Below are 20,603 nucleotides of genomic sequence, written 5' to 3'. Positions count from 1 at the left end.
ATTTTTGACACTCGCGTCAAAAATCCAGCGTTTCGAGGTCGTCCGACCTTAACTGAGCAGTTGCAGAGCGCGTTCTGCCGAGATCCGGCTTTGGGCCGTGACGGCCAAAGAGCTTTGTTGCAGTACATCGTTGGCGGCTTTTTGCGAGCTGGCCTGTGCGTAATCCAAATCCTCAATCCGGCTGCGGGCGGCCGACGTATTCACTTCCTGTTCTGCCAGACTGTTAATGGCCGAGCTGAAGCTGTTGATCCCCGCCCCCAGGCTGGAACGATTGGAATTCACCAGTTGAGTAAAAGACTCCAGTGAAGCCTGCAGGCTACTGCGTCCGGCACTGCTGGTCAGGTCAATGTTATCCAGCCCCGCATTACTGAATTCGCTGCTCAAATCGCCGGTTTCCAGTTGCAACTGACCGCTGCCGGATTCAAAACTGAGTTTATTGCCCCCATCAAACAACTTTTGACCTGCAAAGCTGCTGCGGCTGAGTTGGTCGGTAATGCCTTTGCCCAGCTGGGTCGCCTGGTCCTGCAAAGCCGCCAAATCACTTTGGGTATAGATACCATTCCCGGCCTGCACATTCAGCGTTTGCAGCTGCTGCAGGCTGTCAGACACACCGGCCAGAGTACCTTCAGCCGTCTGTGCCAGTGAAATACCATCGTATAAATTGCGTATCCCTTGTTCAGAGCCATTAATCTGCGAGGTCAGGCGGTCAATAATCTGCAACCCGGCCGCATCATCAGCCGCACTGTTCACACGCTTGCCTGTGGCCAGTTTTTTCAGTAAATCATTACCTTCGTTGCTACTGGTACGAAGTGAATGATCGGCGATTGAATTTGGGGTAATTTTCATACGGACAACCTCTGACAGTAACCAGACACAAAGTGTAGTTAAAAGCGCCCGACTCTACAACAGCGCTGTCGTTTTGACGCAACCTCCACAGAGGAATAGACTTCGCGAAATGACTCAGTGCAAACATTTAATAAATAAGCACTTTTCACTGTTGGAATGAAATATGCTATTTTCTCTGTAACTGTCAAAGTTCCGACACAGAAGGAGTGTCTATGTTTGATAATAAAAGCATTTTTATTACCGGAGGCACCGGCTCCTTCGGTCGGAAATACACCAAGACCTTGCTCGAACGCTATAAGCCGAAAAAAATCATCATTTATTCCCGCGACGAGCTGAAGCAGTTCGAAATGCAGCAGGAGTTTAATGCGCCTTGTATGCGCTACATGATTGGTGATGTGCGCGATCAGGAACGCCTGGTCAGAGCCATGCGTGGGGTTGATTATGTGATCCACGCCGCCGCACTGAAACAAGTGCCTGCCGCCGAATACAACCCGATGGAATGCATCAAAACCAATATCAATGGCGCGGAAAATGTCATTCACGCCGCTATTGAAAATAAGGTTGAAAAAGTGATTGCGCTATCGACCGACAAAGCCGCCAATCCTGTAAATTTATATGGCGCCACTAAACTCGCTTCTGACAAACTGTTTGTGGCTGCCAACAATATTTCTGGCGGCAGCAAACCCCGTTTTTCAGTGGTGCGTTATGGCAATGTGGTCGGTTCCCGTGGTTCAGTGGTACCATTTTTCCAGCAGCTTTGTGAGAAAGGCAATGATCATCTGCCTATTACCCACAAAGACATGACCCGCTTTTGGATAAGCCTGCAGCAAGGCGTTGATTTTGTGTTAAAAAACTTCGAACGCATGTTGGGTGGCGAAATTTTTGTACCGAAAATCCCTTCAATCCGCATCGTGGATTTGGCCCAGGCAATGGCCCCTGATTTATCGCAAAAAGAAGTCGGGATACGCCCAGGGGAAAAATTGCATGAAATGATGTGTCCTGGTGATATGTCTTACCACACCTATGAATTCCCTGATCACTTTGTGATCGCTCCGGCCATCAAATTTTTTAACCGCACCAATGATTTCTCCAGCAATGCACTGAACGAAAAAGGTGCTTTGGTAGCACCTGGTTTTGAATACGTGTCCGACAAAAATCCTCACTTTCTGACCGTAGAACAAATTCGTTCCTTTAACCTGGAGGCAATGTCTTGATCCCTTATGGTCGACAACATATCAGCCAGCAAGACATTAATGCTGTATTACAGGTACTGCAAAGCGACTTTCTGACCCAAGGACCCGCAGTACCGGCCTTCGAACATGCACTGGCAGGTTTGACCGGAGCAAAAGACGTCGTCGCGGTAAACAGCGCCACCTCAGCGTTACATATTGCCTGTCTGGCCTTGGGTGTAGGTCCACAAAGCCGGGTCTGGACCTCTCCCATCAGTTTTGTCGCATCTGCAAACTGCGCTTTGTATTGTGGCGCCGTGGTTGATTTTGTCGACGTAGAGCTGCAAAGCGGCAATATGGATATGGCGGCGCTGGCGCGCAAACTAGAAGCGGCAGCTATGTGCAACGAGCTACCGGATTTGGTGATACCGGTACATCTGGCAGGTTATAGCTGTGATATGCAGCAGTTACAGCAACTGGCCCAAAGTTACGGTTTTAAAGTGATTGAAGATGCGTCTCATGCGGTCGGTGCAGAGTATTCTGGTAAGCCTGTCGGCTGCTGCACCTTTAGTGATATTACTGTATTCAGTTTTCACCCGGTAAAAATTATTACCACTGCTGAAGGTGGCGCTGCACTGACAAATCAGCCTCCGCTGGCTGAAGCCATGCGACGTCTGCGCAGTCACGGTATCACCCGTGATCCGGCACTGATGCAGGACGCTCCGGATGGCCCTTGGTACTATCAACAACTGGAGCTGGGATTTAACTATCGGATGACTGAGCTACAGGGTGCATTAGGCCTGAGCCAAAGCCGCCAGCTCACCGCCTTTGTCAGTAAACGACGCGAACTGGCTAAACGCTACAACCGCATGTTAGCAGAATCCCCTTTAGTGCTGCCGCCTGTTGAAGCCTTAGAACGAAGTGCCTGGCATTTATATATCGTTCAGTTGCAGCAACCCGAAAAGCGGCTTGAAGTATTTAACGCGCTACGCGCTGCGGGTATAGGTGTAAACGTGCATTACATCCCCATTCACACCCAACCTTATTACCAGCAGTTAGGTTTTTCTGCGGGTGATTTCCCGCAAGCTGAGCAGTTTTACCGTGGCATTATCAGCCTGCCGCTGTATCCGGATTTAACAGAGGCTCAGCAAAACTACATTTGTGAACAGCTGGTGCAGTTATTATGAAGTTAGCAATCATTCCAGCCCGCGGCGGCAGTAAACGTATTCCAGGGAAAAACATTCGGGCATTTTGTGGCAAACCTATGATTGCCTGGTCAATCGAAGCAGCCAGGGCAAGTAACCTGTTTGACAGAATTATTGTATCTACCGACAGCAGTGAAATTGCCAGAGTTGCTAAAACCTATGGCGCAGAAGTCCCCTTTATCAGACCAGCAGAACTGGCGGACGATTACGCGACAACCCGGGTTGTGGTCAATCACGCCATTCAATGGGCTCAAACGGAACAACTGAATCCTGTGTATGTATGCTGCATTTATCCGACGGCCCCTTTTGTCACCGCAGCATTGCTAAACGAATCATTTAAGACACTTATTAATTCCCAAAAAGAATTTTGCTTTCCTGTCACAAGTTACCCCTATCCGATACAGAGAGCATTGTTTATGGACAGTAATGGTGGCGTCAATATGTTCCAGCCAGAACACCGAACCAGCAGATCTCAGGATCTGGTGCCTGCCTATCATGACGCCGGTCAGTTCTATTGGGGAAAAACCGACGCCTTTCTTGAAAACAAAGCCATGTTCTCTGCACTTGCCACAGCAATTGTTTTACCCAGAAGCCAGGTCGAAGACATTGATACCGAAGAAGACTGGACTGTGGCGGAGCAACTGTTTAAAAGGTTAAACCCTTGACCAAGAGGATATTAATCCGAACCGACAGTGGCCACCACATCGGCACAGGACATGTAATGCGCTGCCTGACCATTGCCAGACAATTGTGTCAACTACAGATGGACGTACGTTTTTGCTGTCGACCGCATCCGGGGCATATCACCGCACTGATCAGCCCTGAATTTGATACTTTTGATCTGCCGTTGCACCCGAATTATTCAGCGACATCGTCGCCATATCGTCACAGTCATTGGCTTGGGACCTCAGAGCGGCAAGACGCAGAAGACACACTTTCAGCCATAGCGGCGCAGCTGTTTGACCCGGATTGGATACTGGTAGACCATTTCGCTTTAGCACTGGAATGGGAACTGCAGATGACCAAGGCCACCAATGCCAAGCTGGCTGTCATCGATGGCTTGGGCGACCGCCCACATCAATGTGACATTTTGCTCAACCCTGGTTTGAATGCGCCCTTTAAAGACTCTGATGTGAAGCACATGCTGGCAGGGCCACGTTATTTGCCATTGCGTCCTGAATTCAATGACATCCCATTCAGACAACGCAGTGAAGTACGCACCTTGTTTGTTAGTTTCGGTGGGGTTGATCAACTCAATTTAACCCTGGCAGTCTGCACAACACTCAGCACACCGGCAATCAAAAGCCAGATAGAAACCGTTTATGTAATCGTCGGCTCTGCGTACCCTTATCTGATTGAACTGCAGCAATTTTGCCAGACACAGGGCAGCTATTTTCAGTTGGAGGTTCAATCCGAGCAGATTGCGCAATTAATGAATAATGCAGATTTGGCCATTGGTGCTGGTGGCATTATGGCATGGGAACGCTGCGCTGTTGGCTTGCCAGCAATTGTCTGGACAATTGCAGCTAACCAAAAGCAGCAAAACGAACAGCTGGCGGCCTTAGGGGCCACTATTTATCTCGGCGAGCCGAACACAAAGACACTGACAAACCAACTAAAATTGATGGTACTTGAATTGATACTAAAACCCGAAAAATTGCAGCAATTGTCCTTAAATGCCATCAGCATCATGGAGAACTGGCAACAACATTCTCGTCACTTGTGTCAATTAATACGCCAGGATTTCACATGAGCAAAACACGCAGGATAGTGATTATTGGCGGGCACGGCAATGGGATGGTTTTAGCGCAAATTATCTGCGACATGCGCCGCTCAGGTGCGGACATCGAATTATTTGGCTTTTTAAATGACCACCTCAATCCTGGTGAGTTATTGTGGGACTGGCCTGTGTTGGGGAAATCGACAGACTGGCAAACACTACCGGCAGATGTTGAATTTTGTTTTGCTTTGCTGACGGTCGGAAAAATGCTGGAACGAACCAAATTGCTTAAATCCCTGAGCATTCCGGCCGACCGCATGGCTACATTGATTCACCCTACGGCTGTGCTCGGATTTAACACCTCTGTAGGCAAAGGCTCTGTCCTTTGCTCCTATACGTCGGTTCAACCTGGCGTGCGGATTGGTGACAATACCCTAATCCGGGCAGGAGCAAATCTTGGACATGATGTAGAGATTGGCAATTATGTTGATATAGGCCCAAATGTAACACTCTGTGGTTACTGTAAAATACGCGATGGTAGTCATATCGCTGCCAATACAGTCGTCCGGGACGGATTAGAAGTCGGAGAATTCTGTACCCTTGGTGCTGGCGCAGTTATGTTACGTGAAGCTCCGCCCTATTCCACCTGGCTTGGCAATCCGGCCAGACGAGTGATGTAATACAGGAGGTATTCTATGTTTGAACTATCCGGTAATCGCACCTATGTACGAGGCACCGACTTTTATCGCGTGACGCAGGAGTTTTCTCAAAAGAACTGCCCGGAGGGTACTGTACTCAAGCAGTTGATTTTTAGAAAGTTCACCGGAAATCAATGCGAGCTCACATTCACTGAACCAGCTTCTGATGTCGTCTGTCAAGGCCAATTCGCTCTACCAACTGGCACACTACAGCCGTTCTGGTGGATTGAGTTACCAGAGGCTGTCATAGGTAGAAATGTCTTTGACGAAGACAGTTTAGTAGCCTCTGCGTCTATTTCTCCTCCTGGCAATTCCATACTTATGGAAAAACCCCCTGGAAACTTTGGAACTATTGAAGTCATTGTTGCCTTGACGAAAAAACTACACAATCAATCGTATCCCTTGCAACAAGGCAAATGGGTGTTTGCTCAACTCAACTTATCGGATAATTTGCCGATAGATTATAAGCAGGTTGAAGTGAGAATCTGCAATGTCATTCAGCAGCGTTTTTCCGTGTCCAGTATCGATATAGATAATAGGTTGTATGGTCAAATACGATTTATTGTAGGAGAGCCCTGATGTCTATAGGAATTAAAGCTATAGCCAGCTATATACCAGAAAAGAATGTCGACAATATTGCCTTAGCTGCAGAATTCGGCGAAACAGCGGAATTTGTAGAACAGAAGCTTGGAGCAATTAAACTGCCACGCAAAGCCGCTTCAGAAGAAACATCTGATTTATGTGTCAAAGCCATCCAACGTCTGCAGCAACAAGAGCTGGGATTGGATTTAAATTCCATTGACGCCTTAATCATTATTACGCAAAACGGCGATGGCGAAGGCCTGCCTCATACAGCTGCACTGGTTCAGCAAAAAGCCGGTTTATCAAAAGCAGTCGCTGCTTTTGACGTATCTTTAGGCTGTTCTGGCTATGTCTATGGTTTGTATATCCTCAAAGGCTTGCTGGAAGCTTCTGGGCTGCAACAGGGTTTACTGATCACTGCAGATCCCTATTCTAAAGTGATCGATCCATCTGACCGGGTCACCTCCATGTTGTTTGGTGATGCAGCGACGGCTACCTGGTTGCATTCTGATCCAGTCTGGAAACTTGGAAAAGTGCATTATGGCACGGATGGCTCTGGGGCCGAGTTCCTGCAGGTCAGCAATGGGCGCTTGTCAATGAACGGCAGGCAGGTGTTTAATTTCGCGTCAGTGAATGTGCCGCCCCATATCAAACAACTGCTGCAACTGGGTGCACTGGATGAAGAGCAGGTTGACGCCTTTGTAATCCATCAGGGTAGCGCCGCTATAGTCGATGCCGTATCACGACGTTTTCAGCAAAGTGATAAGTTTATTAAAGATTTAACTGATACCGGTAACACCGTATCCTCATCCATTCCACTGCTATTGCAAAAATATGCTATGCAAAGCCAATGGCAAAATCTGGTGATCAGTGGCTTTGGTGTTGGCTTTTCATGGGCTTCAGCCCTGTTATACAAATAATATTCAGGAGACCACTATGGTTGATTTAGACATGATTAAAAACGCTCTGGAAAGTTCAGGCGCATCCGCAAATACCGAAGCGTTACAGGCGGATATGACCTTTTCTGATGCAGGCTTCGACAGTCTTGATATGTTTAACCTCTTTGTCGAACTGGAACAACATACCGGCCATCAGGTTCCGGATTCAAAAATTGATGAGCTGAACACGCCGAACGCAGTTATTCAGTACTTTGCCAAGCTGTTATGATGGATTGGATTGGTGATAAAACACTGATCATTGCAGAGCTGTCAGCTAACCATAACAATGATCTGGAACGTGCCAAAGCGACCATCCATGCGATGGCCGCTGCTGGTGCAGACGCAGTGAAAGTGCAAACCTATAAGCCTGAATCCCTGTGTATGGACATTGATAATGCCTATTTTGGCAAAAGGCCTGCAGGCTTATGGAAAGGGCGAACACTCTGGGACCTGTATAAGGAAGGCAGCTTGCCATATGAGTGGCATGCAGAATTACAACAAGTAGCGAAAGATGCCGGATTATTGTTTTTTTCCAGCCCTTTTGATCTTGACGCTGTGGATTTTCTGGAGCAACTCGCAGTACCTTTTTATAAAATTGCTTCATTTGAGATCAATCACATTCCATTGATAGATAAAGTCGCCAGAACAGGCAAACCTGTCATTATTTCGACAGGCGTTGCGGATGAAGCAGATATTCAGCTCGCTTTGGCAACCTGTTATCAGGCAGGCAACCGACAGGTAGCATTGCTCAAGTGCACCTCCCAATACCCAGCACAAATTGCCGACGCCAATCTCAAAACTATCCCAGCTATGCTGCAACGTTTTTCTGTGCCTGTTGGGGTGTCTGATCACACTGCCGGCGCTTTAGTTCCAGGGGTCGCGGTCAGCCTGGGAGCCCGAATTGTCGAAAAACATTTTACTTTGAACAGAGCAGATGGCGGGCCTGATTCCGCATTCTCCATGGAACCGGATGAGTTTAAACAAATGGTCGAACAAGTCCGTCAGGTAGAAGCCAGTTTGGGTCAGGTGTCTTACCAAATCAGTCATGCTGACAAAATGCGAAGACGATCAATATTTTTTGCAAAAAATCTGGCCGCCGGCGAAATAATTCAGCCTGAAGATATCCGTGTTTTACGAAATGGCAGCGGGCTGCACCCACGCTACCTGAACCTATTATATAAACAAGAGCTACAACAAGACGCCGTCGCTGGCGAACCCACAACCACCAGCCATTTCGATCAGTCATTACGTCTCACAGACAGTACAGTCAGCCCGAGCAATCAGAATGAACCAAACCATTAACGGAGAAACATTACATTCCATTGTGCGCGAATTGTTTCCAATCTTTCGCAGCATTACCGGCGAAGGTGTAAGACAAACCCTGGCCGTATTGCAAAAACACTGTCCTGTCCCTATTTACGTCAGGAGCGTCCGCAGTGGCAGTCAGGCCTTTGATTGGACTGTCCCGGCAGAGTGGCGTGTCCGTGAAGCCTGGATCAAGACTCCATCAGGAGAAAAAATTGCTGATATCAGTGTCAACAACCTGCATTTGGTCAATTACTCTCAGCCTGTCCATCAAACTTTCACATTGCAGGAGTTGCAGCCACACCTTCATTCGTTGCCTGATCAACCCGACGCAATCCCCTATGTAACGTCCTATTACAAATCAAGTTGGGGCTTCTGTCTCACCCAACAGCAACGAGACACCCTGATTGATGGGGATTATGAGGTATACATTGATAGTGAACATCTTGCCGATGGCGAATTAAACTACGGGGAATGTTATATCGCCGGGCGATCTGAGCAAGAGATACTGATATCAACTTATATCTGCCATCCATCAATGGCAAACAATGAGTTATCTGGCCCGGTTATTGCGTTGGCGCTTATTCACTGGCTGTCAGAGCAAACGACTCTCCACTACAGTTACCGCATAGTATTCACCACTGAAACCATAGGCACTTTGTGTTTTTTACAGGACAATCTGCAGCAATTAAAGCAAAAGGTAGTAGCCGGTTTTGTGCTGAGTTGTATTGGCGATGAAGGCCACTATTCAATAGTACATTCCAGATATGGACATACTCTTGCGGACCGGGTTGCCAACCTGGTGCTTGAACAGAACTTTGCTGAGCAACAACAGCACTATAGTTTTCTGGAACGCGGCAGTGATGAACGCCAGTACTGTGCACCCGGCATTGACCTTCCGGTCGTCACTTTGTGCCGCACCAAGTTTGGAAAGTTTTCTCAGTACCATACGTCGCTGGATGATTTGAGTCTGGTGACCGAACAAGGCTTGCAGGGTGGCTTTAGCTACGTAAAAAATTGTCTGGAGGTATTGGAGAAAAATAGGGTCTACAGAGCAACATGCTTGGGAGAACCACAATTGGGGAAATACAATCTCTATCCAAGCCTGAGTCTGAAGGGTTCTTCACGCCCAACAAGGGCGATGACAAATGTCCTTGCTTACTGTGACGGACAAAACGATCTCCTGACATTGTGCCAACTGACTCAATTAACTTATCCGGAAGTACAGGATATTCTGCAAACGCTGAGGCAACACCACTTAGTTACCACAGATTGAGCACTTAGAGACGATAAGGCCTGGTGGTTGGAGGTTGCTGTAACCAGCAATAAATATCTTCAGCCATAAACCGGGAGGCAGAGTCAACAAACTCTCTCATATTAAAAGATTCGAGGAAAGATAACCCTAGCTTTGAAGAAACTACCTCGTATTGGCATAGAAATTTTTCAAATATCTTTTTATTACGGTCTCGCACTAGACCTAAATCCCGATACAACACATGCAGATAAAAAATTATTTTTTCTACTTCATTATCAATACGACAAGGATGCAAAAACTCTTTTGTATATCGATACGGAACTCCCATCATAAATTCAACATGGTGAATCAACGATGCTGTGCGCCTCGCAGGCAAACCAACTGACACAAACAAAGCATCTAGGTCTAGCATTCGTTGAAACGGGCTCTGTAATCCATACACGTGTTTACTATTATGGAGACAAATAAATTCTGCCTGAGCACCAAGTGCGGTAGACGAAGAAAATGGATGAAATTGACGTACCGAGCCAGCTTGTTGCCGAACCAATTCTGTAAAGGGTCCTGTTTCACTGGGTGTAGTCTCAGAATCAAAGACATTATCCGTATTACACAACGAAAAGCTATGAGTCGGAACCACCAAAGTACCAGTGTCACCCAGTAATTGCATTAAAGCCTGTAAATGAGCATTTAACAGCGCTTGCTTGCCTTTTTCAGAATACAGACCTGGCTTGCCGAAATTACCTGTGACATAGACCACCCGCCCCTTACTGACGCCAACGTTGCTGTAGGCACGCAACAGATCATCGTATTGATAATGTTCAGTCATCTTGGCTCTCAGCCTCCACAGCCTCAGTGTTCTTTACTTTGACAAAATCACATTTGTTACGCCAGTTTTTAGGGAAATCTTCTTTGATGTCATATAAAAACTGCTGCCAAATTTCAAAACACTGCTTGAACCACTCCAGAGTTTTTTCGTCACTTTTATAGGTGTAAAGTAGCGTTAGCAAAGGACAATGAAAATACAACATAGTACCTTTTATTATCTGAAACAGATGCGGGTACTTTGTCATACGATAGGCATAAACAACTCGGGCCTGAGCTTTCATAATTTCAGCTGCATCGGATCTGGTTAACATAGGTCTTTTACCTATATCAATAATATAATCAACCAACCCAATAAATTCGTCTAAACCAATAACTTTCTCAATATTGTTGCATTTCACATTGGTAAAAAAAGCCTCTTTCATCCACTCTACATACAGTTGTTTGTCTTGTTTGAGCGGAGATATTATTAAATCATCGACCTCTACCGGGTTCGCCCTTTCCAGCTTTGCTCCATGCCCGACATTATAAATATTAGAATTAGGGACTTGTTTGAAAACAAGTTCCATATTTTGTTTTGCCAACACCATCATATTGGTGGCCATCACATCTTGGCCGAGATTGCCGTTTAGTCTATGCTTGGCGGCACGCTTTGCTCTGTATTTGCCTTTAAATGCTTCATCCATATATATGCTGTATTTTGAGTGACTTTGTCCCGACTCAACCGGATAACCATTATCAACCCCAAACAGATAAATTTCTTTAAAACCAAAGACTGAAGCAAAGGAAACCGCAGTATTTGCGACCAAAGGGCCGGCATAGGATAGTGAATGCATAAACTGTCGTGTCTTTCGATAGTGCAAATACTGGATCAGCATTGATGCGGCCTCTGGCCCCTTTAAACCAAGGCCTGCCCATTTATACATTTCGGTTGTGTCGGGATAAACAACATCCACCGATAATAAATTAACCTTCTTAAAATCTTCTGGGGGTGTAATTTCACGAATGATATTGTAATTATGTTTAGGTCGTTCCACTAACAGGTGAAAGTCTGGGATCACACCTACTTTCAGTAAGGACTGCAAACCTGTTCCCGCAGCAAAAATAATTGCATCCTGCTGATGCTCCAGAAGAAAATGTATAGCCGCTTCATCAAGTGACGGGCCATTCGCTACAATAAATAAAGGAACTGACGCGATTTTCTTACTCGCTTCTTTATTTCGAATAAAAAAATTAGCTTTTTGTTCCAAATGATGAATGGCGTGAGCAAGACCAGTAACAGCATCATTGTAGAAACCAAAGCCCAACTGCAGCTGGTAAAACTTTTCAAAAAAATTAAGTATTAAACGATTAATCTCTGCGGAAGGATAATGTTGATAACAGAAACTGTTTATCAGCGAAAAAGCACCAACTTTGCCACTTATTTCAGTCAACTTCTGAAAAAAATCTTTGTAGCTGATGCCAACCTGCAAAAATAAACTTGCATTGGTCTCGTTAATCTTTTCAATTAATTGCTCCCAATCAATACAAAACAGACTGGCATAAAACAGCTCAAAATCTGGTTCACATATATACACATAATCAAACTGATGTTTGTCAAGCAAGATGGGCAGGTGATATCCCAGACCAACACCGAACATCAGGCAAGTCGGATAACGCTCTGGAAGCTCTGTGATCTCCGGTTCTTTTGTCTCCGCGGTAAGCTCGACAATCTTTGAGCTAAGTTTACCCATAGAAACTACATGAAGCCTGGTGTCAACTATTGAGGGATCCGCATTTCGCTTGTACAGCCCTACTCTGCCATACACTGCTTTTTGAGTATAACGCTCCACTTGTTCTGCGGCTTGAGCTACAGGATCATCTCCGTATAGAGGAATACTTTGATTGGACGGGACAAAATTGCCATGCCCAGACGCTGTTACCAGTAGACGATGCCGTACATCTGACTCATAAACATTCAATTCTTTATACAAGTCAGGGTAATAACGCTCAAACGCTTTCATATTAGTGTTGTAGCGTTTCTCTGCTTCTTGGCGGAAATGAGACTCTCTGACTTTTTGCGTTTCTATCTGTTGTAGTTTTTCTTCAATTTCAAGAAGAGACGACTGCAGGTTATCCATTTCGTCCTCTGTAGGTACTGTCTTTAGCAATCCCACGATTTTTATTGAAAGGGGCAATCTGGTCAATCAGCTTTTTTGCTTCAAGTTGAAGTTCGTCTTGCAGGCGCATAAATTCGTGCTGGAGTTCTCGGTAAGAACGGAGCTCGTCATTAGTCATTTTTTTAAAATCGGCCGGGGTCAGCGCCATTAATTGCCTCTGTACCGAACCGAAAACAATAACAGCCTGCTCAAAGTCTTGGGCTTGCAACAGGCTTTGCAGCGATTCCATTGCAGACTGCAGCTCGGAAGGCAACGACATTAAACAGCCGCTTTCTGTTCCATCTGCTGATAAGCATCATGCTTCGCAGATTCAGGGATTTGGTCCCAAGCTGATTTAATGGTCGACAACAAATCAATGACTTCATCCACAATGCTGGTGTTGTTTTGAACACTGGCATCCATTAAACGCCTGGACATATAGCCATACAAAGCCGCCAGATTGTCTGTCATCTCGCCACCTACAGAGGTATCCAGGCTCAGGCGCAACGAATCAATAATGCTGGTGGCTTTGGACAAGGCTTTACTCTTGTTCTCATAATCCTTTTGTTCGATGGTAATTTTGGCCACTTTCATACTGTCTATGGCGCCTTCCATCAGCATCTGAATAATCTGATGGGGATCCGCACTGGCCAGGCGCGTTTTTAATGCCTCTTTTTGGTAATGTTTAACCTTGTTACCGTACATAGATGAAATCTCTTTTATTTAGTGTTTCGTGACAAAGACGCTAACTGACTGGTCAGGTAATTATTAGTGCTGTTCATTTGTGCAATTAATACGTCCAGTGCAGAATATTTTTTACGCAGATTGGCTTCCATTGTGGTCATGCGGTAATCAAGATTTTCTTTATCATCTTCTAAATCACGCAGCTCAACGTTAATGTCATCTTGGCGGTCTTTAATGACACCGCTTGAATCCACATAGCCAGCCAGCAGAGTTTCAAAACTCTTTGCAATACCACCTACGTTAGTGAAAAGACTACCGACATCGGCGAAGTTTTCATCCAGTGCTTCATTTAATGTTCGGACGACACTATTTTTCTCAAGCTTGTTACTGCCATTTAAGGATAAACCAATGTCGAATATCGATTCATAATCCCCTGCTCCACTCACCACAGTAGACAAAGTGTTGATCAACTGGTCTTTGATAGCGCGTACTGTTGAATCGCCATATAACGGCGCACTTACCAACAGGCTTTGTTGATTAATGGTTTCAATGGCATTGTTGTAGGCAGTAATAAACTCATCGATTTTGGTTGTCACACCAGTCCGATCATAATCAATAGTGGCTTTGGCGGTCTCACCTGACAGGCTTTCACGTTCGGCTTTAATGGTCAGGCCCTGAACCGCGTCTTTAAACGTATTGGTGTCGCTGGTGATCTGAATACCGTCAACACTGATAATGGCGTCCTTTGCCTGATCAGCAACAGCTATTGCGACTCCCCCCGCTCCGCCGCCAAAAGCTTCGGTTGAAAGCTTGTCAAGCTCAGCTGTATTGCTGGTAATTTTCAAATCGTTGCCAGCACCGGTCTTATTCGACGTAATGACTAACTGAGATTCTGTGCCGGTATTAATTATATTGACTGAAATACCAAAGTTATTCTTGGATTTGTTTACTGCTTGGCGCACATCTTCAAGAGTTGCCCCGGCAGCGACATCAATACTAAATGACTGATCCCCAGCTTCAAAGGTTAAAGTTCCTCCGCTGGCACTGACCACATCGGAAGACGAACTGAACGTATTGCCTGCTGAAGATATGGCCCTGCTGCCACTGGCCAATTGGTCAACACTGACCTTAAAGGCACCGGGAGTTGCTGTGGTTGATGTAGTGACCGAAATTAAATCGCCTTCACTTGTCGCGTTTTCAGGCTGACGCAGAGTTGCGGTTCTGTTTTCAAAAACTGAGGTTTTTGCCAACCCCTCGACCACATCCTGCAACTTGGCTAATACAGACTTGATAGCACCTAAGCCTGTCAACTGAACTTTAAGCGATGATTCCTGGGTACTGATACGTTGAGCTTTTGGTTGGTATTCCGCCTGCAGTGTGGCAGAAATAATACTTTCCAGATCCAGCCCAGAACCCACTCCCGCATTGGTTATTGTTGCCATTTAGATACCACCTTCATGTCTCACGAAAGAACTGCACAGTTCACAATTGTTCGTTTAAAAGAACTCCTGCACTGCTATTCACATTATCGGCAATGCTATTCAAAGCCTTAGCAATTTCACGCAATTCTTTTGAAGGAATTTCCCGGATGATTTCGCCATTGGCTTTGTCGACCACTTTCACAATAGGTGGGTCTTTTTCACCATCGAATTCAAACACCAAATTGGTCGATTTTACCATTAATTTCTGATTCACCATGTCAACAGCGTCATAAACAGCCGTTAGCTCTTTGGCTCTTTTATCCTGGTCTGCCGATTCTTTTTGCTCTGGCTCTGACTTAGCTTCAGGTTGTGCTTCTTTAACCCGTCTGACTGGTGCCACAGCTTCACCCTTCACCTGCGGAGTCATCTCCAAGGCCACAGGCGCATTCCCTGCAATATTCATACCTACGCTAACCATACGGCCTCCAACTCATCTAGGGTCGGGAGCCCGAAACAACTCAGGCTCCTGACCAATCAGATTAACCTAACAAACTCAATGCCATTTGTGGGCGCTGATTTGCCTGAGCCAAAATAGCCTGGCTGGCTTGTTGCAGGATCTGGTTTTGTGTCAGTTTAGCAGTCTCGGCTGCAAAGTCTGCATCCTGCACACGTGAACGGGCAGCTGACAGATTTTCAGAGATGTTTGACTGGTTATTGATGGTTGATTGAAAACGATTCTGGATAGCACCCAGCTCTGCACGTTTTTTATCCACCACAGCAATCAGGGCATCCATACCTGCTAACACCGCCTGAGCGTTCACCTGGTTCGATACTGAAATACCTGAAGCGGTAAAGACTGAGGCAAATGTAAAACTGCTGGCATCACCACCAGTGCCTACATCTGATATTCCAGCCAACGCAGATTCCAGATTGACACCTGTCACTGCACTGGCCACTGCGGCAATACCTGACAGCGTGAAACCACCATTGTCTGACAAAATACCTTCAACTGTACCCACAGACTTCATGCTGAAGCTGATGTTTTGTACTGCATCTGCACCCACCTGGAAATCGGCTTCATAAGTACCATCCAGCAGGTTCTGGCCACCGAATGTGGTGTCTTTGGCGATCCGGTTCACTTCCGTCATTAACGAACGGATTTCTTCCTGAATGGCTAAACGGTCTTCATCTGTGTTGGAACCGTTGGATGCTTGTTGTGCCAGAGTACGGACACGCTGGAACGAGTTGGTAATTTCATTCATGGCACCTTCAGCAGTTTGCGCCAGAGAGATACCATCATTCGCGTTACGGATCCCCTGGTTCAGACCATTGATTTGGCCAGTTAAACGGTTCGCAATTTGCAGGCCTGCCGCATCATCAGATGCACTGTTAATACGGTAACCTGAAGACAAACGTTGGAATGCTTTATCAAGCTGCCCGCCGGATGTCATCATCTGGCGCTGGGCATTTAACGAACTGACGTTAGTATTTACATATAAAGCCATAATAGCCTCCGCTTTATTTCTGTGTTGATCTGCATTCAACCTACCCCTAAGTTAAATGCCGAACGCTCAGAGTAACTAATACAAGTCCTCTAAGCTGTGTATCGGCGGCATATCTAAAGGCTTTAGCTTTTTTTTTGATTTTTTTTAAAATAATCAAAAATTAAACATAAGGTATTGAAATAAAACGGATTAAAAGAAAAATTCTCAGCACAAAAAAACAAACTCCCGCTCAGGTGACCCTGAACGGGAGAAGGAGATGGGAAAAGTTGTACTTACCCTAAGGGGGGGTTAACCCTGCAGCAAACTCAAAGCTGCCTGAGGCCGTTGGTTGGCCTGAGCCAAAATAGTCTGGCTGGCTTGCTGCAGAATTTGGTTTTTGGTCAGTTTGGCTGTTTCTTCCGCAAAGTCAGCGTCTTTAATCCGTGAACGTGCAGCAGACAGGTTTTCTGCAATGTTTGCCTGGTTATTAATCGTCGATTGGAACCGATTTTGTACTGCACCCAGCTCGGCCCGTTTTTTATCCACCACAGCAATCAATGCATCAATACCAGCTAACACCGCCTGCGAATTCACTTGGTTCGATACGGAAATACCAGAGGCGGTAAAAACTGATGCAAAAGTGAAGTTACTAGCATCACCGCCTGTACCAATTTCTGAAATTCCAGCCAAAGCCGATTCCAGATTGACACCTGTTACAGCGCTGGCGATAGAGGCAATACCAGACAAAGTAAAGCCGCCATTATCAGATAATCCTGTCGCAGTTCCTACAGACTTCATGCTGAAACTGATGGACTGCACTGCATCAGCACCGACCTGGAAATCAGCCTGATAAGTACCATTTAATAAATTCTGACCACCGAATGTGGTGTCTGAGGCGATCCGGTTAACCTCACTCATCAAAGCGCGGATTTCTTCCTGAATAGCAACTCGGTCTTCGTCTGTATTGGAACCGTTTGAGGCTTGCTGCGCCAAAGTACGGACCCGCTGAAACATATTGGTGATTTCATTCATTGCACCTTCTGCAGTCTGTGCTAATGAAATACCATCGTTGGCGTTGCGGTTACCCTGCTGCAAACCAAGGATTTGGGATTGTAAACGGTCTGTGATTTGTAAGCCGGCTGCATCATCTGCCGCGCTGTTGATCCGAAAGCCAGATGACAATCTTAAGAAAGCCTGATCCAGACCTAAACCTGAACTCATTAACTGACGTTGGGCATTTAACGAACTGACGTTGGTATTAACAAATAATGGCATTTTAAACTCTCCTCATCTCTTTATTAACAAAGCGGTTGGGCTCTCACCCCCAACCAGTTTGCTCTCTCGGTGCCCGGGCTCTCACCTCCGGACACCCTTTATAACGGCGCATTGAAAAATTACTTTAAGAATTTTTTTGAAGATTTTTATCCTTTAAAATCAATTACTTAAGTTTGTTTTTTGCGGTTTTTTTTTGCCGTAGCGGCAATGCCACCGGCAAAAATTTGCCAATAAAAAACCCGCGCTTGGCGCGGGATTGACTGAGAGATTCAGATGAAAAGCTACCACACTGAATAAGTGCGTATGATGGATAGATTAGCGCGTCCAATACATAAACGATGAAGGGTGAGCCTGGACGACTCCAGCCGATAGGAATAGCGACTTACTTAAATTCCTGGAGAATTCCGCCTTTACATAAGCAGTTGATTTAGTGTTATGACTTTTCAAGTAAAAACCATGTTGCGTCATCTAATGGAAAATTGTTATCCCGATGATAAACGAATCCATAGTCCACTAATTTTAAATCAGGATATCTATCCATCAGCTCTCCTGCAAAGTCGCGTTTAAACAATTTCCCTTCATGCCCGCGGTACAAAACTTCAACAGGAGTAGGATTATAATAAACAGAAATGCAAATATACTTTTTGCACGCTTTATAGAGTAACTCATAGACACTCTGTAGCTCACAAGGATCTATATGGATAAGAACCCCCTTAATCAGTACAAAGTCAAACTCATCAACAGAACTGAAATCAAGAATTGAAGAGTGATAAACAGTGACGTCCTGCATTTCACGTTTCAATCGATTGGCTGCTTTTTCGTTGATCTCAACGGCCGACAATTCCGCATTTGGTAGTAACCGCTTTATGGCCATCAAGTTTTGGCCAATATTTGCTCCAAATTCAATGACTGTTGAAACAGATTTAGTTGAATTCAATATTTTTGAAAAAAGGGACGTATTTGACGCAATACTGACTTCACCTTTATATCTGTCAACATAGTTATCGCCAAAGTCACCAGCCCAAAAAAGTTCTTGATCTGTTTTGTATTTCATAGATTCTCCGTTACATGAAATTATTCGCGAAGCAATTTATTGATATTGCATTACGAAACACCTCAGATTCTAGTATTTTTTCTTATAGATAAACGTTAGAAAATCACCGAGAGACAAATAAAACCCGCGCCAGGCGCGGGTTTTGCGTGAGAGATTGAGAGAGAGAATAAAAGAGAGTTCTACAACTTAACCTAACAAGCTCAACGCAGCCTGAGGACGCTGGTTGGCTTGGGCCAGAATGGTCTGACTGGCTTGCTGTAAGATTTGGAACTGCGTCAGTTTCGCCGTTTCTGCCGCAAAGTCCGCATCTTTAATACGTGATGCTGCTGCAGACAGGTTTTCAGCAATATTTGACTGGTTATTGATGGTTGATTGGAACCGGTTCTGCACCGCACCCAGCTCTGCACGTTTTTTATCCACCACAGCAATCAGGGCATCCATACCTGCTAACACCGCCTGAGCGTTCACCTGGTTCGATACTGAAATACCTGAAGCGGTAAAGACTGAGGCAAATGTAAAACTGCTGGCATCACCACCAGTGCCTACATCTGATATTCCAGCCAACGCAGATTCCAGATTGACACCTGTCACTGCACTGGCCACTGCGGCAATACCTGACAGCGTGAAACCACCATTGTCTGACAAAATACCTTCAACTGTACCCACAGACTTCATGCTGAAGCTGATGTTTTGTACTGCATCTGCACCCACCTGGAAATCGGCTTCATAAGTACCATCCAGCAGGTTCTGGCCACCGAATGTGGTGTCTTTGGCGATCCGGTTCACTTCCGTCATTAACGAACGGATTTCTTCCTGAATGGCTAAACGGTCTTCATCTGTGTTGGAACCGTTGGATGCTTGTTGTGCCAGAGTACGGACACGCTGGAACATGTTAGTTACTTCGTTCATCGCACCTTCAGCAGTTTGCGCCAGAGAGATACCGTCATTCGCGTTACGGTTACCCTGTTGCAAACCCTGAATTTGTGAATTCAGACGGTCAGTGATTTGTAAGCCGGCGGCATCGTCGCGGGCACTGTTAATACGGTAACCTGAAGACAAACGTTGGAACGCTGTATCTAACTGGTTGCCTGAGCCCATTAATTGCCGCTGTGCATTTAATGAGCTGACGTTGGTATTGACATATAAGGCCATAATTACACCCTCAATCTATCGGTTAGGTAGTGACACCGGACAACTATTGTCACCGGCTTAAACAGGTTATCGGGCGGCAAAGAATTTCCTTTAGAAAAATTTTTATTGCCGCTTTCATGAGCACTTACGCATCCCTATGATTTATCTACATAAAAGCTAGAATTTTTCAGGCAAAAAAATGCCGCCACCGCTCCATTGGCAGTGAACAAAAATTTTTCCACACAAAAACTAGCCGCCACAAAAAAAATGGCATACAAATCGCATAATCCATAGGCGTCAGTCACCCGACGGGTAATTGACGCACCAGGAACTCTAAGCAATTGCCTCCGCTTGAAGTCACTGGAATCGCGCCCCCTGAACCTACCCCTTCCGTTCAGGGGGCGCTCTCCACGCCGCCTCCGCGTTTACTCTGAACTTTCACCCCTCTGCCCAGCCTCAAATTAAAGGTCCGAAATACACAGAGCATCTGCAGACGAGGCACAGCAGCGATCGACCCACAACGGCAACTTGCAGCCGTGCACCGGCAACAACCCCAGCCACTGCGGCATAAAAATGCCTGAGTAGCTGTAGCCCTGACCGCACCAATAGCTATGTCATGCCTTTGCATTCAGTATATTGTTGTGGCCTCTTTCAGGCTTGGCAGCACTAAAATAAGCCAACAGAGGGGATGAATGAATTTACATATAAAACCTCAGGTTTTCTGGTTCTCTATGTTCTGTATCGGGGAGAAAGGACGAAACTTTAGATGAATAACCGAATTATTAGTGAATTGATATTTAATAAATAATTACTACAGAAATGTAAAGAATCCACCTTCTGAAGAAGGTGGCTTTGCAGTAGGCCCCTCGAAGGGGC

At 45.7% G+C, this 20,603-nt stretch carries 21 protein-coding genes; 10 read left to right on the top strand and 11 right to left on the bottom strand.

Annotated features, from left to right (window positions below; all coding sequences use genetic code 11):
* Window positions 1-48 precede the first annotated feature (48 nt).
* The gene (locus WKJ04_RS14730; protein ID WP_337881109.1) at window positions 49-846 is read right to left on the bottom strand and encodes a flagellin; all 798 of its coding nucleotides are present in this window, start codon (window positions 844-846) and stop codon (window positions 49-51) included.
* Window positions 847-1,058: 212 nt separating this feature from the next.
* Between WKJ04_RS14730 and pseB the strand changes: the two genes are divergently transcribed.
* The 10 genes from pseB to WKJ04_RS14680 are packed head-to-tail and all read left to right on the top strand — an operon-like array spanning window position 1,059 to window position 9,739.
* Window positions 1,059-2,060, top strand: a complete 1,002-nt coding sequence (gene pseB / locus WKJ04_RS14725) for a UDP-N-acetylglucosamine 4,6-dehydratase (inverting) (RefSeq protein ID WP_337881108.1) — start codon at window positions 1,059-1,061, stop codon at window positions 2,058-2,060.
* The gene (gene pseC, locus WKJ04_RS14720) at window positions 2,057-3,202 is read left to right on the top strand and encodes a UDP-4-amino-4,6-dideoxy-N-acetyl-beta-L-altrosamine transaminase (protein WP_337881107.1); all 1,146 of its coding nucleotides are present in this window, start codon (window positions 2,057-2,059) and stop codon (window positions 3,200-3,202) included. The genes pseB and pseC overlap by 4 nt, the downstream gene beginning before the upstream one ends.
* On the top strand, window positions 3,199-3,885 hold the full coding sequence (pseF, locus tag WKJ04_RS14715) for a pseudaminic acid cytidylyltransferase (protein WP_337881106.1): 687 nt from the start codon (window positions 3,199-3,201) through the stop codon (window positions 3,883-3,885). The genes pseC and pseF overlap by 4 nt, the downstream gene beginning before the upstream one ends.
* Window positions 3,882-4,973, top strand: coding sequence for a UDP-2,4-diacetamido-2,4,6-trideoxy-beta-L-altropyranose hydrolase (gene pseG, locus WKJ04_RS14710; RefSeq protein ID WP_337881105.1), 1,092 nt, complete (start codon window positions 3,882-3,884; stop codon window positions 4,971-4,973). The genes pseF and pseG overlap by 4 nt, the downstream gene beginning before the upstream one ends.
* Complete coding sequence (locus WKJ04_RS14705; protein WP_337881104.1) at window positions 4,970-5,620, top strand: acetyltransferase; 651 nt, start codon at window positions 4,970-4,972, stop codon at window positions 5,618-5,620. Before pseG ends, WKJ04_RS14705 begins: the two co-directional genes overlap by 4 nt.
* 15 nt (window positions 5,621-5,635) lie before the next feature.
* Window positions 5,636-6,217, top strand: coding sequence for a hypothetical protein (locus WKJ04_RS14700; RefSeq protein WP_337881103.1), 582 nt, complete (start codon window positions 5,636-5,638; stop codon window positions 6,215-6,217).
* Window positions 6,217-7,140 carry a ketoacyl-ACP synthase III gene (locus tag WKJ04_RS14695; RefSeq protein WP_337881102.1) on the top strand — a complete coding sequence of 308 codons (924 nt, stop codon included), beginning with the start codon at window positions 6,217-6,219 and terminating at the stop codon, window positions 7,138-7,140. Before WKJ04_RS14700 ends, WKJ04_RS14695 begins: the two co-directional genes overlap by 1 nt.
* 16 nt (window positions 7,141-7,156) lie before the next feature.
* Window positions 7,157-7,387 (top strand): acyl carrier protein, encoded by a 231-nt coding sequence (locus tag WKJ04_RS14690; protein ID WP_337881101.1) that lies wholly within the window; start codon window positions 7,157-7,159, stop codon window positions 7,385-7,387.
* A complete protein-coding gene (pseI, locus tag WKJ04_RS14685) occupies window positions 7,387-8,460 on the top strand; it encodes a pseudaminic acid synthase (protein WP_337881100.1) in 1,074 nt (357 codons plus the stop codon). Before WKJ04_RS14690 ends, pseI begins: the two co-directional genes overlap by 1 nt.
* Window positions 8,444-9,739, top strand: coding sequence for a DUF4910 domain-containing protein (locus tag WKJ04_RS14680; RefSeq protein WP_337881099.1), 1,296 nt, complete (start codon window positions 8,444-8,446; stop codon window positions 9,737-9,739). The genes pseI and WKJ04_RS14680 overlap by 17 nt, the downstream gene beginning before the upstream one ends.
* A 4-nt stretch (window positions 9,740-9,743) precedes the next feature.
* Here WKJ04_RS14680 and WKJ04_RS14675 read toward each other — a convergent pair whose 3' ends face one another.
* From WKJ04_RS14675 to WKJ04_RS14630, 10 genes are all read right to left on the bottom strand, one after another.
* Window positions 9,744-10,544: an AAC(3) family N-acetyltransferase gene (locus WKJ04_RS14675; RefSeq protein ID WP_337881098.1), complete on the bottom strand. Its 801-nt coding sequence runs from the start codon at window positions 10,542-10,544 to the stop codon at window positions 9,744-9,746.
* A complete protein-coding gene (locus WKJ04_RS14670; protein ID WP_337881097.1) occupies window positions 10,537-12,660 on the bottom strand; it encodes a 6-hydroxymethylpterin diphosphokinase MptE-like protein in 2,124 nt (707 codons plus the stop codon). Before WKJ04_RS14670 ends, WKJ04_RS14675 begins: the two co-directional genes overlap by 8 nt.
* On the bottom strand, window positions 12,653-12,958 hold the full coding sequence (locus WKJ04_RS14665; RefSeq protein WP_337881096.1) for a hypothetical protein: 306 nt from the start codon (window positions 12,956-12,958) through the stop codon (window positions 12,653-12,655). The genes WKJ04_RS14670 and WKJ04_RS14665 overlap by 8 nt, the downstream gene beginning before the upstream one ends.
* Window positions 12,958-13,383, bottom strand: coding sequence for a flagellar export chaperone FliS (fliS, locus tag WKJ04_RS14660; RefSeq protein ID WP_337881095.1), 426 nt, complete (start codon window positions 13,381-13,383; stop codon window positions 12,958-12,960). The genes WKJ04_RS14665 and fliS overlap by 1 nt, the downstream gene beginning before the upstream one ends.
* A 14-nt stretch (window positions 13,384-13,397) precedes the next feature.
* Entirely contained in the window at window positions 13,398-14,804 is a 1,407-nt protein-coding gene (fliD, locus tag WKJ04_RS14655) for a flagellar filament capping protein FliD (RefSeq protein ID WP_337881094.1), read from the bottom strand.
* 40 nt (window positions 14,805-14,844) lie between these two features.
* On the bottom strand, window positions 14,845-15,246 hold the full coding sequence (locus tag WKJ04_RS14650; protein ID WP_337881093.1) for a flagellar protein FlaG: 402 nt from the start codon (window positions 15,244-15,246) through the stop codon (window positions 14,845-14,847).
* Window positions 15,247-15,322: 76 nt separating this feature from the next.
* Window positions 15,323-16,288, bottom strand: a complete 966-nt coding sequence (locus tag WKJ04_RS14645) for a flagellin (RefSeq protein ID WP_337881092.1) — start codon at window positions 16,286-16,288, stop codon at window positions 15,323-15,325.
* A 288-nt stretch (window positions 16,289-16,576) separates the two neighbouring features.
* Window positions 16,577-17,542, bottom strand: a complete 966-nt coding sequence (locus WKJ04_RS14640) for a flagellin (protein ID WP_337881091.1) — start codon at window positions 17,540-17,542, stop codon at window positions 16,577-16,579.
* A gap of 433 nt (window positions 17,543-17,975) precedes the next feature.
* Window positions 17,976-18,596, bottom strand: a complete 621-nt coding sequence (locus WKJ04_RS14635) for a pseudaminic acid biosynthesis-associated methylase (protein WP_337881090.1) — start codon at window positions 18,594-18,596, stop codon at window positions 17,976-17,978.
* Between the two features lie 186 nt (window positions 18,597-18,782).
* Window positions 18,783-19,748 carry a flagellin gene (locus WKJ04_RS14630; RefSeq protein WP_337881089.1) on the bottom strand — a complete coding sequence of 322 codons (966 nt, stop codon included), beginning with the start codon at window positions 19,746-19,748 and terminating at the stop codon, window positions 18,783-18,785.
* Window positions 19,749-20,603: the final 855 nt, after the last annotated feature.

The sequence above is a fragment of the Rheinheimera sp. genome, from assembly GCF_037442345.1.
GTDB lineage: Bacteria > Pseudomonadota > Gammaproteobacteria > Enterobacterales > Alteromonadaceae > Pararheinheimera.
This window is presented reverse-complemented; position numbering and strand designations above follow the sequence as displayed.

Excerpts from the sequence above, each read along its gene's own strand:
- WKJ04_RS14730 (WP_337881109.1), bottom strand. The coding sequence starts at position 846 with ATGAAAATTACCCCAAATTCAATCGCCGATCATTCACTTCGTACCAGT.
- pseB (WP_337881108.1), top strand. The coding sequence starts at position 1,059 with ATGTTTGATAATAAAAGCATTTTTATTACCGGAGGCACCGGCTCCTTC.
- pseF (WP_337881106.1), top strand. The coding sequence starts at position 3,199 with ATGAAGTTAGCAATCATTCCAGCCCGCGGCGGCAGTAAACGTATTCCA.
- WKJ04_RS14705 (WP_337881104.1), top strand. The coding sequence starts at position 4,970 with ATGAGCAAAACACGCAGGATAGTGATTATTGGCGGGCACGGCAATGGG.
- WKJ04_RS14700 (WP_337881103.1), top strand. The coding sequence starts at position 5,636 with ATGTTTGAACTATCCGGTAATCGCACCTATGTACGAGGCACCGACTTT.
- WKJ04_RS14695 (WP_337881102.1), top strand. The coding sequence starts at position 6,217 with ATGTCTATAGGAATTAAAGCTATAGCCAGCTATATACCAGAAAAGAAT.
- WKJ04_RS14690 (WP_337881101.1), top strand. The coding sequence starts at position 7,157 with ATGGTTGATTTAGACATGATTAAAAACGCTCTGGAAAGTTCAGGCGCA.
- pseI (WP_337881100.1), top strand. The coding sequence starts at position 7,387 with ATGGATTGGATTGGTGATAAAACACTGATCATTGCAGAGCTGTCAGCT.
- WKJ04_RS14680 (WP_337881099.1), top strand. The coding sequence starts at position 8,444 with ATGAACCAAACCATTAACGGAGAAACATTACATTCCATTGTGCGCGAA.
- WKJ04_RS14675 (WP_337881098.1), bottom strand. The coding sequence starts at position 10,544 with ATGACTGAACATTATCAATACGATGATCTGTTGCGTGCCTACAGCAAC.
- WKJ04_RS14670 (WP_337881097.1), bottom strand. The coding sequence starts at position 12,660 with ATGGATAACCTGCAGTCGTCTCTTCTTGAAATTGAAGAAAAACTACAA.
- WKJ04_RS14665 (WP_337881096.1), bottom strand. The coding sequence starts at position 12,958 with ATGTCGTTGCCTTCCGAGCTGCAGTCTGCAATGGAATCGCTGCAAAGC.
- fliS (WP_337881095.1), bottom strand. The coding sequence starts at position 13,383 with ATGTACGGTAACAAGGTTAAACATTACCAAAAAGAGGCATTAAAAACG.
- fliD (WP_337881094.1), bottom strand. The coding sequence starts at position 14,804 with ATGGCAACAATAACCAATGCGGGAGTGGGTTCTGGGCTGGATCTGGAA.
- WKJ04_RS14650 (WP_337881093.1), bottom strand. The coding sequence starts at position 15,246 with ATGAATATTGCAGGGAATGCGCCTGTGGCCTTGGAGATGACTCCGCAG.
- WKJ04_RS14645 (WP_337881092.1), bottom strand. The coding sequence starts at position 16,288 with ATGGCTTTATATGTAAATACTAACGTCAGTTCGTTAAATGCCCAGCGC.
- WKJ04_RS14640 (WP_337881091.1), bottom strand. The coding sequence starts at position 17,542 with ATGCCATTATTTGTTAATACCAACGTCAGTTCGTTAAATGCCCAACGT.
- WKJ04_RS14635 (WP_337881090.1), bottom strand. The coding sequence starts at position 18,596 with ATGAAATACAAAACAGATCAAGAACTTTTTTGGGCTGGTGACTTTGGC.
- WKJ04_RS14630 (WP_337881089.1), bottom strand. The coding sequence starts at position 19,748 with ATGGCCTTATATGTCAATACCAACGTCAGCTCATTAAATGCACAGCGG.